At 70.6% G+C, this 14,943-nt stretch carries 19 protein-coding genes and 1 pseudogene; 6 read left to right on the top strand and 14 right to left on the bottom strand.

Annotation, left to right across the window (positions count from 1 at the left end; translation table 11 throughout):
- Positions 1-12: 12 nt before the first annotated feature.
- Complete coding sequence (locus tag ADK65_RS07085) at positions 13-606, bottom strand: TetR/AcrR family transcriptional regulator (protein ID WP_053668942.1); 594 nt, start codon at positions 604-606, stop codon at positions 13-15.
- A gap of 147 nt (positions 607-753) precedes the next feature.
- Here ADK65_RS07085 and ADK65_RS07080 point away from each other — a divergent pair, with 147 nt between their 5' ends.
- Complete coding sequence (locus ADK65_RS07080; protein WP_053668941.1) at positions 754-1,638, top strand: NAD(P)-dependent oxidoreductase; 885 nt, start codon at positions 754-756, stop codon at positions 1,636-1,638.
- 12 nt (positions 1,639-1,650) lie between these two features.
- On the opposite strand, the gene ADK65_RS07075 is transcribed toward ADK65_RS07080, so the two are convergent.
- Together ADK65_RS07075 and ADK65_RS07070 are read right to left on the bottom strand one after the other, a co-directional pair.
- Positions 1,651-2,859 (bottom strand): acyltransferase family protein, encoded by a 1,209-nt coding sequence (locus ADK65_RS07075; RefSeq protein WP_053668940.1) that lies wholly within the window; start codon positions 2,857-2,859, stop codon positions 1,651-1,653.
- A gap of 102 nt (positions 2,860-2,961) precedes the next feature.
- Positions 2,962-3,723, bottom strand: a complete 762-nt coding sequence (locus tag ADK65_RS07070) for a ZIP family metal transporter (protein WP_053668939.1) — start codon at positions 3,721-3,723, stop codon at positions 2,962-2,964.
- Between the two features lie 173 nt (positions 3,724-3,896).
- On the opposite strand from ADK65_RS07070, the gene ADK65_RS07065 reads away from it, so the two are divergent.
- Positions 3,897-4,490, top strand: coding sequence for a dihydrofolate reductase family protein (locus tag ADK65_RS07065; RefSeq protein WP_053668938.1), 594 nt, complete (start codon positions 3,897-3,899; stop codon positions 4,488-4,490).
- Positions 4,491-4,505: 15 nt separating this feature from the next.
- On the opposite strand, the gene ADK65_RS07060 is transcribed toward ADK65_RS07065, so the two are convergent.
- The 5 genes from ADK65_RS07060 to ADK65_RS07040 all read right to left on the bottom strand — a co-directional run bounded on the left by ADK65_RS07060 (position 4,506) and on the right by ADK65_RS07040 (position 7,495).
- Positions 4,506-4,799 (bottom strand): hypothetical protein, encoded by a 294-nt coding sequence (locus ADK65_RS07060; RefSeq protein ID WP_053668937.1) that lies wholly within the window; start codon positions 4,797-4,799, stop codon positions 4,506-4,508.
- A gap of 51 nt (positions 4,800-4,850) precedes the next feature.
- Complete coding sequence (locus ADK65_RS07055) at positions 4,851-5,411, bottom strand: hypothetical protein (RefSeq protein WP_053668936.1); 561 nt, start codon at positions 5,409-5,411, stop codon at positions 4,851-4,853.
- Positions 5,412-5,438: 27 nt separating this feature from the next.
- Complete coding sequence (locus ADK65_RS07050) at positions 5,439-6,167, bottom strand: hypothetical protein (RefSeq protein WP_053668935.1); 729 nt, start codon at positions 6,165-6,167, stop codon at positions 5,439-5,441.
- 98 nt (positions 6,168-6,265) lie between these two features.
- Positions 6,266-7,033: a class I SAM-dependent methyltransferase gene (locus tag ADK65_RS07045; RefSeq protein ID WP_053668934.1), complete on the bottom strand. Its 768-nt coding sequence runs from the start codon at positions 7,031-7,033 to the stop codon at positions 6,266-6,268.
- Positions 7,034-7,198: 165 nt separating this feature from the next.
- Complete coding sequence (locus ADK65_RS07040) at positions 7,199-7,495, bottom strand: hypothetical protein (protein WP_053668933.1); 297 nt, start codon at positions 7,493-7,495, stop codon at positions 7,199-7,201.
- Positions 7,496-7,598: 103 nt separating this feature from the next.
- Here ADK65_RS07040 and ADK65_RS07035 point away from each other — a divergent pair, with 103 nt between their 5' ends.
- The gene (locus ADK65_RS07035; protein WP_053668932.1) at positions 7,599-7,997 is read left to right on the top strand and encodes a nuclear transport factor 2 family protein; all 399 of its coding nucleotides are present in this window, start codon (positions 7,599-7,601) and stop codon (positions 7,995-7,997) included.
- A gap of 64 nt (positions 7,998-8,061) precedes the next feature.
- Here the strand turns inward: ADK65_RS07035 and ADK65_RS07030 are convergent, their stop codons facing one another.
- The 4 genes and pseudogenes from ADK65_RS07030 to ADK65_RS07015 all read right to left on the bottom strand — a co-directional run bounded on the left by ADK65_RS07030 (position 8,062) and on the right by ADK65_RS07015 (position 10,024).
- On the bottom strand, positions 8,062-8,409 hold the full coding sequence (locus ADK65_RS07030) for an antibiotic biosynthesis monooxygenase family protein (protein ID WP_053668931.1): 348 nt from the start codon (positions 8,407-8,409) through the stop codon (positions 8,062-8,064).
- 155 nt (positions 8,410-8,564) lie between these two features.
- Positions 8,565-9,047, bottom strand: coding sequence for a DUF488 domain-containing protein (locus ADK65_RS07025; RefSeq protein WP_053668930.1), 483 nt, complete (start codon positions 9,045-9,047; stop codon positions 8,565-8,567).
- Positions 9,048-9,122: 75 nt separating this feature from the next.
- A pseudogene (locus ADK65_RS07020) lies at positions 9,123-9,308 on the bottom strand (RidA family protein); the annotation flags it as partial.
- A gap of 98 nt (positions 9,309-9,406) precedes the next feature.
- Entirely contained in the window at positions 9,407-10,024 is a 618-nt protein-coding gene (locus ADK65_RS07015) for a TetR-like C-terminal domain-containing protein (RefSeq protein ID WP_053668929.1), read from the bottom strand.
- A 68-nt stretch (positions 10,025-10,092) separates the two neighbouring features.
- Between ADK65_RS07015 and ADK65_RS07010 the strand changes: the two genes are divergently transcribed.
- On the top strand, positions 10,093-11,427 hold the full coding sequence (locus ADK65_RS07010; protein WP_053668928.1) for an alpha/beta fold hydrolase: 1,335 nt from the start codon (positions 10,093-10,095) through the stop codon (positions 11,425-11,427).
- Positions 11,428-11,463: 36 nt separating this feature from the next.
- Here ADK65_RS07010 and ADK65_RS07005 read toward each other — a convergent pair whose 3' ends face one another.
- Positions 11,464-11,679 carry a hypothetical protein gene (locus tag ADK65_RS07005; RefSeq protein WP_234352811.1) on the bottom strand — a complete coding sequence of 72 codons (216 nt, stop codon included), beginning with the start codon at positions 11,677-11,679 and terminating at the stop codon, positions 11,464-11,466.
- Between the two features lie 423 nt (positions 11,680-12,102).
- Between ADK65_RS07005 and ADK65_RS07000 the strand changes: the two genes are divergently transcribed.
- Both ADK65_RS07000 and ADK65_RS06995 read left to right on the top strand, forming a co-directional pair.
- A complete protein-coding gene (locus tag ADK65_RS07000) occupies positions 12,103-12,897 on the top strand; it encodes a restriction endonuclease (protein WP_053668926.1) in 795 nt (264 codons plus the stop codon).
- A 278-nt stretch (positions 12,898-13,175) separates the two neighbouring features.
- Positions 13,176-13,601 (top strand): DUF6003 family protein, encoded by a 426-nt coding sequence (locus ADK65_RS06995; RefSeq protein ID WP_053668925.1) that lies wholly within the window; start codon positions 13,176-13,178, stop codon positions 13,599-13,601.
- Positions 13,602-13,707: 106 nt separating this feature from the next.
- On the opposite strand, the gene ADK65_RS06990 is transcribed toward ADK65_RS06995, so the two are convergent.
- Positions 13,708-14,913, bottom strand: a complete 1,206-nt coding sequence (locus tag ADK65_RS06990) for a glycoside hydrolase family 64 protein (RefSeq protein ID WP_053668924.1) — start codon at positions 14,911-14,913, stop codon at positions 13,708-13,710.
- Between the last annotated feature and the right edge of the window lie 30 nt (positions 14,914-14,943).

The following is a 14,943-nucleotide window of genomic DNA, read 5'->3' as shown; positions in this document are numbered from 1 at the left end:
ACCGCAGGGCCGTCAGCGGGGGCGCGCGGCGGCGTCGAGCAGAGGGCCCAGCTCCCGGGCGACGGTCGTCAGGGCCCGGACGTCCCGCTCGGCGCGGGCAAGCAGGATCGCCCCCTCGAGGCTGCTGATCATGAGCGTGGCCAGCGCGCCGGACCGTTCCGCGGGCACGCCCATCTCGGTGAGGGCCGCGGCTACCGCACCGGTCCAGGTCGCGAACGCCGCGGACGCGGCCGTCCGGGTGGAGGGGACCGACTCGGCGCAGTCGACTGTGGCGGCCACCACCGGGCATCCGCCGGCGAAGCCGGCCGTCCGGTACTCGTCGGTCCACTGACGCACCATCTCGGCGAAGAGCCCGCTCGGCGTCGGCTCGGGCAGAGCGGCGAGAAAACGGGCGACACGGCCTGCCGCGTATCGCCCGGCCCACGCCACCGCCTCGTCGACCAGTTGCGTCTTGCCGCCGGGGAAGTAGTGCTGGAGGGATCCGCGTGGTGCTGCGGCGTCCACGGCCACCTCGCGCATACCGGTGGAGTGGACTCCGTCGCGACGGATGAGCTGGGCCGCGCTGAAGACCATCCGCTCGCGCGGTCCTCTTTCGGCCTCCGCCATCGCCGGCCTCCCCCGTCCGTTCGCTCGCGCCTCTCTCCCATCGGCCAGTCTATGACGGCGGTCATAACCGCCGCTACCATGACCGCCGTCATAGCCGAGGGTGAGGGTGGCGGCCCGACCCGCGCGGGCCCGGGAAGGCGGTACGTCATGTACGTCGGTTTCATCGGTCTGGGAGTCATGGGGCAGCCCATGGCCCTGAACCTCGCCCGCGCCGGGACCCGCCTTGTGGTCTGGAACCGCACTCCCGAGCGATGCGAGGTGCTGCGGGCCGCCGGCGCCGAGGTGGCGGCGGGCACGGCCGAGGTCTTCGACCGGGCGGGGACCGTGTTCCTCATGCTGGCCGACGAGGAGGCCGTGGACGCGGTGCTGGGGCGTGGCACACCGGACTTCGCCCGGCGCGTCGCCGGCCGTGCCGTCGTCCACATGGGCACGACCTCGGCCGCGTACTCCCACGACCTCCAGCAAGACATCCAGGGCGCGGGAGGGCGTTACGTCGAGGCCCCGGTCTCCGGCAGCCGTGTCCCCGCCGAGCGGGGCGAACTGGTGGGGATGCTGGCGGGCGACGACGACACCGTGGCGGCCGTACGGCCTCTGCTCGCTCCGGTGTGCCGCGAGACGTTCGCCTGCGGACCCGTCCCAGGCGCGCTGCTGTTGAAATTCTCGGTGAACCTTTTTCTGATCACCCTGGTCACGGGCCTCGCCGAGGCGTTCCATTTCGCCGAGCGGCACGGGCTGGACCGCCATCTCCTCCGCGACGTGCTGGACGCCGGTCCCATGGCCAGCGCCGTCTCCCGGGGCAAGGCGCCGAAGCTGCTGGAGCGTGACTTCTCCGTCCAGGCGGCCGCCGCGGACGTCCTCAAGAACAACCGCCTGATCGCCGAGGCCGCCCGCACGGCGGAGGTGACGTCCCCGCTTCTCGACGCGTGTCACGCCCTCTTCGCCGAGACCGTCCGGCAGGGCCACGGTGGCGAGGACATGGTGGCCGTCCTGCGCGCCTTGGAGGCCCGGACCGCGCAAGGGCGGCGCTGTTGAGCCGGCCTCGGCTCAGGTCCGCATCCCGAACAGGAAGCGCGTCACACGCGTCCGGCGCACCAGCAGTTCGTAGGCGGCCAGGGTGAGGGCGAGGGATGTCACCACCACCACCGCGTACTCGACCGGGATCGGCGCGGACCACCGCACGACGACGTAGGCGACGGCGACGACGATCGGCTGGTGGAGAACGTACAGGGGCAGTACGGCGGCGGCGAGGTAGCCGTAGACGCGCTGACGCGACGTCATGTCCGCTGGTGTCACCGGCCTCGGGGACGGCTGTCGTCCGGGACGGTCGAGGAGGCCGGGGATGGCGACGACCAGGCACCACCCGGCCGCCCCGAACAGAGCGCGCGAAGCGACGGCCAGTGGGGTGGCCTGCGTGAAGGGGTCGTCCGCTGTGATGAAGCCGGGGGCCGCCGAGATGAACAGCAGCACGCCGAGGCAGGCCGCCGCGCGTGCCTCACGCCGCATGGCGGTGCGCAGGCGGGTGTCGGCGGCCAGCAGGAAACCGGCGGCGAAGAAGAGCAGGTACGACCAGCGGTGCCAGCCCGCATAGTCCTCCTCCATGCCGACGAAGGCGCAGAGGGCGGCGAAGAGGAGGGCCGGTGACAGCAGGGTGCCTCGCCGGCGCAGCGTCGCGGCCGCCACGCGGTCCAGCGCGCGGCGGGTGGGCTCACGTGGCAGCCGGCGAGGGAGGGGTGCCAGCAGGAGGGAGAACGTCAGCAGGAGCACGACGAACCACAGGTGGCCGGTCTCGAAGTACTGCCCTTGTATCAGGAAGGGGAACTCGTCGAGTTCCACGTGCACGTCGAAGAAGTGGGGCAGGAAGGCCGGGTACGACTCCTCGTAGCCGGGGTCGGAGGAGCGTTGCCGCAGCCACTGCGGCAGCGGGTTCAGAAGGACGGTTGCCAGGAGCAGGGGAACACCCAGACGCAGCAGGCGCTCTGCGATGAAGGCGCCTTCGCCGCGGCGCTGAAGCGAGTGCCAGGCGCCGAGGCCGGAGATCAGGAACAGCAGCGGCATCGCCCAGACCACTGCGAACCCGGCGATGACGGTGACGACTTCCGTGGTGTCGGAGTTCCGGACGTAGAAGTCGCCCTCGGTCGCGAACACCAGGGCCGAGTGGAAGAAGACGAGTCCGATCACCACCAGCATGCGTATCGCGTCCAGCTCCGGCCGCCGCTCCGGCGATCCGGACGGTGACTCCCCAGGCGTCGCCATGCCGCGTCCTCCCCCGACTCGCACGCACGCGTGCCACCCATGGTGGCGGGGCGGGCCGTGGAGGACCAGACCCGCACACGCGCGTCGTTCGAGGGTGTGACGTCAGGCGTGGGACAACGCGAAGGAGACGAGGAAGCCGCTGACCGTGACCAGCCCGATCGCCAGCTGCGCCTCCTGGAACGCCTCGGGGATCATGGTGTCGGCGATCATGGCCAGGATCGCACCGGCGGCCACGGCCGTCACCCCCGCGATCACCGTGGACGAGAAGCCGCCCAGGACGGCGTACCCGAGGACGGCGGACACGGTGCTCGCGACGGCGATGGCGCCCCACACGGCGAAGACGTATCCCTTGCCGCGTCCGGCCTTCTTCATTCCGGCCGAGCTGGACAGGCCTTCCGGGATGTTGCTGATGAACACGGCCGCGACGGTCACGAGGCTGACTGCCCCGCCGTCGAGCAGACTGACGCCGATCACCGCCGACTCGGGCACTCCGTCCAGCAGCGCGCCCAGCGCCAACGCCAGGCCGGAGCCGCTCTGTTGTCCCTCGGACGGCTGCGTCTGGTCCGTGTGATGGCCCGACCGTTTGCGATGGCAGGCGCCTCGGTGGGCCAGCCAGAGATTGCCTCCCGTGTAGGCCGCCGCTCCGGCCAGTGTCCCCACGGCCGCCGGGCCCAGCCCGCCCTGATCGTAGGCCTCACCGACCAGTTCGAAGGAGACGGCCGAGAGGAGCACGCCGGCGCCGAAGGCCATCACCAGCGCGATGACCTTCTGCGAGACGCGCATCCCGTAGCCGATCACCGCTCCCAGCAGGAGAGCACTTCCTGCCAGCAACCCCCAACCGCCTGCCTGGATCACCTCGGACATGCCGCGCGTGCGCCCTTTCCGCCGTTCGAGTGGTTCGGAACCGCTGCCGTCGGTCACAGCGATGAGTTCTGCGAGTGCGCCGGGCCGGTGCGTGCAACGGTCGCCGCAACACCCCGTCGCAGAGATCACCGGTTTCCGCTTCACACCGGTCCACCGCTCGCAAGGAGATCGACATGGCCGCCACCTACACCTTCGACGTCTTCTCCAGCCTCGACGGTTACGGCGCCGCCGGCGGCGACTGGACCGGCTACTGGGGCAAGCAAGGGCCCGAGCTGCTCGACCACCGCCTCGGCCAGTACAGCGAGGACCAGCGGATGGTCTACGGAGCCAACACCTATCGGGCCTTCGTGCAGATGCTGGCCACGAGCACGGAGGAGTCCGACGTGCGAGATCCCTGGGTGACGAGGATGAGGAACCTGCCGACGACCGTGGTGTCCAGGACACTCGAAGGCCCCCTCGACTGGCCGGACGCGACCGTCGCGAACGGTGACGCCGTCGACGTCGTCGCCCGGCTGAAGGAGGAGTCCGATGTGCCGCTGCGTTCGCACGGCAGCCTGGCGATGAACCGGGCGCTGATGGCCGCCGGCCTGGTCGACCGCTTGCAGGTGACGCTCTTCCCCGTCATCACCGGCCAGACGGGGCTGGACCCGGTCTTCCGGGATGCGGCGGACTTCGACCTGGAGCTGATCGAGCATCGCACGCTCGACGGTCACATCCAGGAGCTCGTCTACCGCCCCACGCTGCATCGGCCCCTCGTGCGGCGGTAGCCCCGGCTGCCTCCCTCAGGCGCTGGCGTGGCGGCGCCAGGCCGTCCTGCGCGGAGCGGCGTGGTGTACGGGCTCGTCGGTCCGGCCGTCCTGCTGACGCCTCAGCCACAGGGACGTCATCGTCAGCAATGAGGCGAAGACCACCAGGAGTGCCACCGACACCCACATCTGCCTGCTTCCCGGGTCGGCCCACCCCACCGATGCGGCCGAAGCGGCCCACAGGACGGCTCCCCCGGCGTAGAAGGTACGCATTCGGCGCAGCTGCCGCAGCGCTCGTACGGACTCAGCGTGATCGTTTTCCGAAGCCATGCCGACGCAGGTACCCCGATCCGCGCGGGCTATCAGCCAAAGCCCCGCGCATCACAGTCCAGCAGCCTGGATCAGCAAGACCCGCTCGTCATCTCCCAGGTGGAGGCCGTCCAGCAGCTCGTCGTCGGCCAGAAGACGCCGTACCCATGCCGCGTCGGCTACGAATGCCGCACGGCACAGGGCCCGTTCAGGGTGGTCCGCCTCGGGACCGTTGACCGCCAGGTCCCTCGGGTTGTCCGGCTCGGTCGGTGCGGACAGGACGGCGGCCACGAGAAGCAACCCGAACAGCTCGTCGCGGCGCGGAGTCGAAGGATCAGCGGTGAGGCGCAGCAGGTACGGGACGACCGCCGGCATCGTGGCACTGATGGACATCGGTCCTGACATCACGAGCCAGTCCAGCGCTCGTTCGGCCATCTCGGCCGCATCCGGATCGAGCAGCCCGCGCAGAACGACCGGGACGTCGACCGGGCAGCCGGGAATGGACGACCACGCCACGTCCTCGCACCCCTCCAGTGCCGGGTGCGGTGCGGCCTCTCGCGTCAGATGCGGATAGGCCGCCGTCAGAGCCGCTGTCGCGCTTACCGCCGCGGCCTCGTGATCCAGCTTGCACACCGGTGTGCCTCCTTCGCTCATCCGAGTTCACTGCGCATGCGCTGAGGTGATTCTGCCCGGCCGGGGATGAGTGCTCGCCCCGTGATGGCCGAGGAGGTACGGCTCATCGAGACGAGCGTCGTCGACGCGGTCGCGCACGTCCTTCAGGAGCCAGCCCAGCAGCTCCGTGGAGGCGTCGTACTCGTCGTAGAAGCCCATGCGCAGGCCGGTGATCTCGTACTCGGTCAACACGTCGTCGACGAGGTCGGCCAGTTGAGCGTCGGCGGCCGGGGTGCGGGTGGCGGTCCATGTGTCCAGCCAGGGGCGCAGGGCGCCGGTGGCCACGGTGATGAGGCTGAGGGTCTCCCTGACGGAGACGAGGCCCGGGCCGGTGTGCAGGGCGGCTCGCCACCAGGCGGACCAGACCTCGTGAAGTGCCTGCGTCAAGGACGCGTCCCAGGTGGTCCAGCCCGCTTCGCACAGGCGTGAGGCGATGAGGTTCTCATCGACGTGGAGCCGGCCGGTGACGGCGGCACGGATGATGCGTGGCGTCAGACGGCGGTAGAGACGGGGGAAGTCGTCCCAGTGACTCGGGACTTCTGCTGCGACGGCGGACACCAGGTCGTCGGATATCAGGCCGAGCGGTCCGGAGAGTTCGGCCAGATCCTCCTCGCCGTAGCAGTGCGTGCACCCGGAGACGGGGAAGGGCTCTTCACAGGCGAAGGCGCCGTCCAGGGCGTCGAGCGCTGTCATGAGCTGCTGCTGGTGGCGAGACATGGCTACCTGCTGAGGGACTCCGACCGGGCGACCGGCGAAGATCGCAGAGTAGCAGTCCGGGAGTGCCCCGGTTGTTCCCGACGACGTGCGGTCGGTGATCAGTCCTCGTGGTGCCGACGCGCGAGGTGGACGGTGAGGTCGGCGAAGATCTCGATCCGGTCCGGAAGAACCCGCATGATCCGGCTGAAGATCTGCTCTCGCTCCGAGGCCGGCAGGACGAGATAGGCCGAGACGGTGGAGAGGTGCCCGATGTAGTCGCGCGCGCTCATCATGAAGCGCCGTTCGATCGTGGACTGCTGAGTGTCGGTGAACCACCGGGACTGCTGCAGCTCGGTACCCGGCCACTGCATCGTGTGGTCCGGAGGGGTCCCGTCGGGCGACGGTATCTCGTCGCTCTCCAAAAACGGTGCTCTGGCCGCGCGAACGGCTTCCTGCACCGCCGGGTCGGCCGGCCGGAACGGGCCGCCGAACGAGGCGAACACACCACCCGGCTCCAGGAGTGCGGCGATGCGGGACCACCGGCCCTCCGGGTTCGTCCAGTGCAGCGCGGCGGCCGCGTAGACCAGCCCGTACCGCTCACCAGGGCGAAGTTCCTCGAAGGCGGCCTGCATCGTCCCGACGGTAGCCGGCACGTTCTTGCGCAGCTGGGCGAGCATCGACCCGTCGGGCTCCGTCGCGGTGACCATGACCCCCCGCCGAGCGAAGAGCCGGGTCGCCTTGCCGGTCCCGGCGCCGATCTCGAGGGCGGTCCGGACCGGACGGCCCGCATACGCCGTCACCAGGTCGGACAGCTCCACGGGATACTCCGGCCTGAACCGTTCGTATGCCGCCGCCACTGCTCCGAAGCTCATCGCGCGATCAGGCATGCCGGGCATCCTGACACGAGCCGCACCGCCGGTGGTGGCTTTCGTCGAGCCGTCACAGGTGGCGGCGGCCGTGCGCGGAGTTGGGACCGCCTGCTCCCCCTCCCCGGCCGCAAGCCGGCCAGGAGCTGACGTCCCGCCTCGCCGGCCGGCCGTGGGCGGGAGCGGTCAGGGAGCGTCTCCCCGGTGATGGAAGCGGCACGTCACTCCGGGGCCCGGTGCGCACGATGTGCCCGGGCCGGGGTCGTACAGCGCGCGGCCGCCGGGGAACTGCCCGAGTTCGGTGGGCAGGGCTGCTCCCGTACCGATCTCCTCCTGCGTCCAACCCGTGACGTCCAGCAGAAGCCCGTCCAGCGGTCCTCCGATGAGCTGGGCATAGGCCCGCCCGGGGCGCGGGCCCGGATCGGGGTCGTCGTGGTCGTGGCCGTAGACCCGGCCGCGCAGCAGTTGCTCGTCGCCGTTCATCCGTTCAGCCTCTCAGCCGCCACTGACAACGCGGACGGTGCGGCCACCACGTTCCACCGGCCGAATGCGCGGGCATCTCGTCCGCCGGGCCCATGATGAACGTATGACCGATCGTGACGCGTTCCTTGAGTGGGTCGATACCGCCCTGTACGAGGCGGAGCTTGCGCTGCACAACGGCGATCCGGCTCCCCGCCGCGCGCTCTGGTCGCGCCACGAGCCCGTGAGTGTCCTGGGGGCATGGCGCAACGCCCACGGGCAGGAGGAGCTGGACGGGCTCTTCACGACCCTGGGGAGAAGCTTTTCCGACTGCACGTCGTACGTGTTCGAGGTACAGGCCTACGACGTCTCAGGAGACATGGCCTACACGGCCGGCCTCGAGCACACCTCCGCGTCCGTGGACGGAGAGCCACGCACCTACACGCTGCGGGCCACCCAGGTGTACCGCCGTGAGGACGGCGAGTGGAGGGTGGCCCACCGTCATGCTGACACGGTGGCCAGCTGAGCGTGCTCGCGGAGCCTTCCAGACACCGCGCCGCCCGGCGGCGAGCCGGGCGGTGCGGCGCCTCTCACGCGTCCGCCGCGTGGGTGAAACCGTAGGCGCGCTCGACCTTCGCCACATGGAGGGAGAACGAGGCGTACCACTGCGCGCGACCGCGCGCACGGGCCAGTGTGTGCTCCGCGTCCTCCCGCCAGGCGGCGATCGAGGCCTCGTCCCTCCAGTACGAGACCGTGATCCCCAGACCGTTCGTGCCGCGAGCGGAGTCGACGCCGAGGAATCCGGGCTGGTCGGAGGCCAGCTTCATCAACCGCTCGTCCGCCTCGGCGTAGCCGTTGTCACCCTGGGTCCGCAGCGCGGTGAACACCACCGCGTAATAGGGCGGGGCGGGCTGGGAGGCGGGCGCGGGATCGGTCACGGAAGTCCTCCAGCAGACGGCACCACCAGCAACGCCTCAAAGGTCTCGCGCAAGCGCCTGAACCCGCAAGTACTCGCGGAAGCGCTCACCCTGTTCAGGCGGATCACCGGCCCGTGGGCCGGGGCGAGGAGCGGGCGTACGGGGATGAGGCCCCGTCACGGGCGCAGGTGCTCGATCGTGACGCCGTGCCTCTCGGCCAGGCGCCGGGCGATCAACGAGCGGTGACACGCCTCCGGGTCGCGCTCGACACAGAACAGCGCCGCTGTTCCGCTGACCGGCAGCGCCGACACGATCCGTGTGAGGTCGGCGCGGTCGAGGATCTCGGTGGTGTAGCGGCGGGTGTACTCGGCGGCGAGTTCGTGGCGCGAGCGCTTGCCGACCCCTCGGCGGTCGTCCTCGGCGTACTGGAGCCGGCGGAGTTCGGTGGTCGGGGCGAGCTCGGGGTGGTGCTCGTAGATGATCCGGGCCTGGGCGAGGGCCGCCTGAAGCCGGAGTGAGTTCGCCCACGCGTACTCGGGTCCGCGCACGCCCCGGCGCTGACGGACGTCGAGCAGAAGGCGGACGTCGGCGAGCCGCAGCCGTTGCAGGAAGGACGCGCCGTCGAAGCCGTAGACGCCGATGGTCACCATCGCGAGCATCACCCATCACCCATCACCCATCTGCCTGCTGCTCGTGCCGGCCGCGCGGCACGAGCAGCAGGCGGCGAGGTCGCGTCACGCGACGGCGGTCCCCTCGAGTTCGACCATCTGGCCGGGTACGGCCAACCGTGTCACTCCGAGGAGCGTCATGGTCGGTGCCACTCCGGCGGCGCCCAGCCGCGACGCCAGTACGCCGTAGTGCGGGAGCAGCAGATCGACGTCGGTGGTGTGGACGTTGAGCCGGACGAGGTTCGCGAGGGACAGACGACACGAGGAGACCACTCGAGCACCACCTGTGCGGGCACGTTCTGAACCGGCGTCGTCGCGACCCGACCGCAAGCCCGCTCGCGACCACAGGGTCAGGAATCCTGTTCCTCTCGGCGAAGGCGGCCGAACACCGCGGGCGTGCTCCATCCGCGCAGCGTGGCGTGAACCGTGGACCGGAAGGCGCTGCCGGCTGTGACGGCGTCGAGGGCTCCGGCCAGTTCGAGCGTCACGATCCCGTGCATGGCCGCCCAGACCGACAGGGCGATCGACGTCGGGTCGCCGGCGAGGACGGATTCCGTCACGGCGCGGTCGATCGCTGCGAGGAGCGGACGGATCGGGTCACCGGCGCCGACCTCCCCTGACGGGTCGAAGGACTGCACACCGCCGAACAGCACCGTGTAGAGGTGGCTGTGGCCACACCCCCAGCGGCGGTAGGCGACGGCAAGCGCGTAGATGTCGGCCAGCGGGTCCGCGGAGGCCGGCACCGCCGACACCTCTCGGAAGAGACCGGCGACGGCTCGGTCGCGCACAGCGGCGATCAGGCCGCTCTTGCCGCCGAAGAGGGAGTAGACCGCCGTCGTCGACGTCTCGGCGGCGGCGGCCACGGCGCGGACCGTGACCGATTCCCGCGGCTGCGTGGCCAGCATCTCGGTCGCGCACACCACCAGCCGTTCTCCGACTGCCTCGTCGTTTGTTTTCGGCCTACCCACGACCGACAGCCTACCCCGCCTGATAACGTCGTTTTGAAACGGCGTTACGGAACTGTCGGAGGTCCACCATGCCCACGCTCGTCATGCGTCTCGCGCGTATCACCGGACGCTTATCCATGGCCTTGGCCGCGGTCATCGCACTGACCGTCGTCTTCGTCGCCCTGATCGCCTTGACGAACGGCGCCGGCTGGGGGCTCGCCGCTTGGTCGACGACTACCGGGATCGGCACCGCGCTCGCGGTGTGGCGGGCTCGACGCCGCAGCCGGGCCGCGCGGCTCGTGCCGTTCCTGCCGGTTGCTGTCGCGGCGGCGTTGACGGCGACGGTCTGCATCCCGACGGTGCCGACGGCACGGCAGCATCCGCCCGCCCTGCCGTTCGTGGCGACGCAGCACTGGAAACTGGAGACCGGCAGCCGGGTCGCGGTGTACCACTACCCGCCCTCGAACGCCGCTTCCCGGCATTCCGTCCCCTTGGTGTACCTCAACGGCGGGCCGGTCCGCGGCATCTCGGTACTCGACCACCGGTTCCTGCAACTCCTGGCACGCCGGGGCCACGACGTCTACGCCTATGAACAGGCAGGCGGCGGACGAAGCGACCTCCTCCCCATGAGCCATTACTCGATCGAGCGCTCGGTCCGTGATCTCACCGCCTTCATCGACCGTCTGGGCAAGGGCGAAGCCGATGTTCTCGGATTCTCCTCGGGCGGGGTAGTGCTGACCCGGGCACTGGCCGACCCGAGCGTCGCCCCTCGCCTGCACCGGGTGACCATCGCCGAACCCGGCCCCATGGACGGCCCCACCGCGCGGCTCACCGGGCCCAAGGGCCGTGCGTCCGCACGGGGCATCGCGCCGGCCATGACCGGACCGCGCTCGACCCGTCTCCCCCGCTACGGCGTGGCCTTCGGCCTCATGCGGCTCGGACTCCTCACGCCTGACACCGGGTTGATCGGCCAGGCCGAAGGCGACAACGCCTTCACCGCGGCAGACCTCGGCAGTGACACCGCGTCCGCCTACTGTGCGCGAGACGCGCACCGCATCCCCGCCGAGGACACCGCACGGAACTTCTCCTTCAGCCCGGCCGCCAGCCTCCGCGTCCAGCAGACGGTCAAGGACTCACCCTCCCTCGCACGGCGGCTGGAGCGGTCCCGTACTCCCGCGATGCTGATGATCGCCGAGTGTTCCTCGCAGGTCCGCCGGTGGGCGACCGAGATCCTCGCCCACGACCCAGCCATTCAGCGGACGCAGTACATGCCCGGCGTCGGACACCACATGTGGAACGGCCTCGACGACAACGACGACCGTGCCGCAGCCGTTGTCACCGCCTTCCTTCAGGACAAACCGGCGCCCTTGCCGAACAGTCCCACGCGCGACGGGATCGCCGCCTTCCTCCGCAGTGGCAGGTAGGCGGCGGTTGCTGCCGTGGTCGCGGTGTGGCTGCGGCTACGCGTGCCAGAGCGAGCTGCGCCGATGACGCGTCGGCGGGATGTCCACCGCGTCCGCGGCTTCGAGGGCGCGTTCGTCGACGCCTGCGTGCAGCAGCCCCTTCAGGGTCGCTGCTTGGGCTCGCATCCGCTGCCGGGCCCGGCGTTCCTCCAGTGTGGACCACTCGGCTATGGACCGGTCCCGCCGGCTCCGAGCGAACGAGTAGACCTTCACCGTGCGGCGGATCAGGCGGGGTTGAGGCCTTCGGGACTCTCGCGCCGCGTCGGTGAGGCAGCGCGAGCTGTATCTCAAACCGTAGAGAACCACTGAACGCCAAGGGGCTCCTGGCGGGCGGTCGGGTGCACTGCGCGCACTCGCGCCGAGTGAAGGGGGCAGATGGTGGGCGGTTCGTGTCACGGGGCTCCGATCGCAGCGACCGCCAGGTGTCTCCTGGCGGGCTACCTGAAGCCCGTCGGACCGGTCGAACGTGCGTTGCCCATGCGCACCACCCTATCTCCCGGCCCCCGGGACCGGTTCGTGCCGTGTCCGACGACTTGCTGCTCCGGCCATGCCCTCATGAAGGTGGTGATCTTGGGAAGACGGTGGAGGTGATCTTGCTGTCGGTCCCATGAGGGGGGCTCTGATGAGGGGGATGTCATGACAACACCTGTGCGCCGTACGCCGTTTGTGAAACGGCGCCGCTATGGGTTCGATCTTCGGTCGACGGCCCTGTTCTTCGTATTCCTCGCAGTGCTCGTGAGCGTCCTCGGACTCGCCGTCCGGGTGGCGGCCAGCGCCGTCGAGCGGCGTCCCGCCTGGATGTTCGTGCTGCTCGCGATAGCTGTCGCGTGCTGCCTCGGCCTGCGGCGCCGCTGGCGCCTGGCCGGCGTGGCACGCCGGGCCGCGGCAGCGCTCGACGAGGCGGCCAGGGAAGCGGCCGAGGTGATGGAAGCTCCGGCCGTCCCCGCACCGCGGGCGCCCGCCCCCGCTCCCGCCGACGCCGAAGCCGACACCCTGGCCGTCGACTACGACGCCCTGACGCCGGAAGGGTTCGAGGAGGCGATCGCCGGACTGTGCGAACGCGACGGCTGCGCCGAGGCCGAAGTCGTCGGAGGCGCCGGTGACTTGGGCGCCGACGTCCTGGCCGTCACGCCCGACGGGCGCCGCCTCGTCATCCAGTGCAAGCAGTACGGCGAGTCGCATCGAGTCGGGTCGCAGGACCTGCAGCGCTTCGGCGGTACCTGCTTCACCGTGCACGAGGCCGACCTCGCCGTACTGGTCTGCACGAGCGACTTCACGGCGCCGGCGATGGAGTACGCCGAGCAGTGCGGGATCGTGTGTGTGAACCGGGACGCGCTGGAGGCCTGGACGGACGGCACCGGTCCGCGCCCCTGGGACGCCACCGTGGCAGGCGGGGAGGCGGGCCGGGAGGCCGCCGGAGCCGGGATCTGACGCGGGCCGGCCGGCGGCCGGCCGACCGCGCGCCGTCCCCCGACCCGCTGCCGGACCACCTCGGGCGCCGGCCGACTGCGCGGGAGGGCATGCCACGGCAGCAGGCCCGGACGGTGGCGAGCAGGGAGCGGTGGCCCTCGCCCCGTCCATGGACCTCCGCCTCACCGGGACCGGAGCAGTGCCGCCTCACTCGATCGAGTGCCTGGCCAGCCGGCGGTAATCCGGGCGCGGCGGGGTAATGGGATGTCGTTCAACACCGTGTGGAAAAGGAGCCGAGGATGACCGACGACGCCTACTTGTTCCTGCTTGACGACGCGTCCGCGCAGCTCGGTGTATCGCCGGCCGCCGTCGGTGAACTCGCGTGCATGGAAACGCCCGCCGTCCGCGCCTGGCTCGATGCCCAGGGAACCACGCCCACCTCGCCCCACCTGCGCCTGCTGCCGCCGGAGGAGAGGGCGGCCGTGCCCGAAGGAGCGGAACGGCTGCCCGTCCCGCTGAGCGAGGAGGAGCTGACCCTCCTGCGCCACCGGATGGTCCCGGAGCCGTTGGCCAGGGTCGAGCAGGAGCTGCTCGACTACCGTGACTGCGCCGACGGGCGGGACGGCCTGATCGGAAAGGCACTCGCAGCCGGTGTGGCACCGCACCGCATCGTCGAGTTGACCGGGGTGGACCCCGCGACCGTGACGGCCGCCGCGAGCCGGTGACGCCCCCGCGGGTGACCGAGTGGGGGGGGGAGCCCACGGCGGGTTCCCCCTGAGCAACCGCTGGTGCCGCGTTCCCTTCGCGGCACCAGCATCACCCGCGGTCAGGTCAGTCGAGGGGTTCGAGCGTGAGATAGGCCTGACGGGGGTTTCCGTCATGGACGAGCGATTCGTGGTGGCCGACGTCGTCGAAGGCGAAGGCATAGGCCTTTCCGTCCGCCATCTGGGCGTGGATCTTGCGCGCGTAGTGGTTGGTGACGCCGTCCTTGTAGAAGTCGGTGGCGCCGGCATCGGGCTGGTGGGGATTGACCAGCAGGGTGGAGCGGTTGAACCCGGCACACAGTGTGCGTGAGATCGGGCCGCGCACCTGGTCGTTCGGGGCGTCGAGCCGTCCGTGACATCCGAAGACGGAGGAGGCGTCCGGCTTCTGGAAGCTGGTGACGACCCCGCCGGCGCTGTCGGTGAAGTTCATGACTCCGCCGGAGACCCGGCCGTAGTACGTGGTGCCGGGCCGGTCGGCGAACGGGGTGACCGTCAGGGTCGAGGTGGAGTACTTCCGCCAGACGCGGTTGATGTAGTCGTCCATGACGGTGGCCGGCAGCGCGCCGGTCTCCAGGCCGTACAGCGGTGACAGAGCGCGCAGTACGGTGCCGTCCGGGCGGGTCTGGATCAGGTCGGCCCAGCCCCCTGGCTGCCCCCTGAGGGCGTTGAAGAAGCCGTTGTAGCCACCGGCCTTGAGCCGCCCGGTGCTCGCGGTGCTGCCGTCGGCTCGCTGCACGCCCACCGCGTAGGGGGCGGAGAACATGTCGACCTGGGTGCTGTTGATCCACAGCCCCGAGTCGTTGAGCGTGTACTCCGACCAGTTGAACAGAATGTTCCGGTTGGGGTCGGCCGGATTCTGCACGGCGGGCTGGACCAGGCCTCCGGTGGTGAGCTTGAAGACCAGTTTCCGGCCGTAGGAGAAGTACACGCGGCCGGAGAACCTGGGCATGCGGATCGTGGCCGACTGCCCTGCCGCCGGTCCCGGGATCGAGGCGTCGGGGGCGGGAGTGGGCGGGTTGCCGCCGGCCGGCCAGGGGTGGAAGGCGCCGCCGGCGTCGGCCCAGCCCTGGCGTCCGGTCGAGAGTTCCGTGCCGAGGTTGTAGATGTAGAGCTGTTCGCCGCGGGCCGAGTTGTTGGTGATCTTGAGGGGGATCGTCGCCGGGACGGCGGCATGGGCCGGCGCACCCGTTCCGGTCACCAGCAGGGAGCCGGCGAGGACCGTGGCCAGGGACAGCCCCGCAGCCGTGGCCCGGCGCCTGAGAGTTCGCAACACGCTCTGCCTCCGTTCGACGGTCAACCGTTT

The organism is Streptomyces sp. NRRL B-1140 (assembly GCF_001280065.1).
GTDB lineage: Bacteria > Actinomycetota > Actinomycetes > Streptomycetales > Streptomycetaceae > Streptomyces.
The sequence above is the reverse complement of the archived record's forward strand: the minus strand, read 5'-3'. Positions and strand labels throughout refer to the sequence as shown.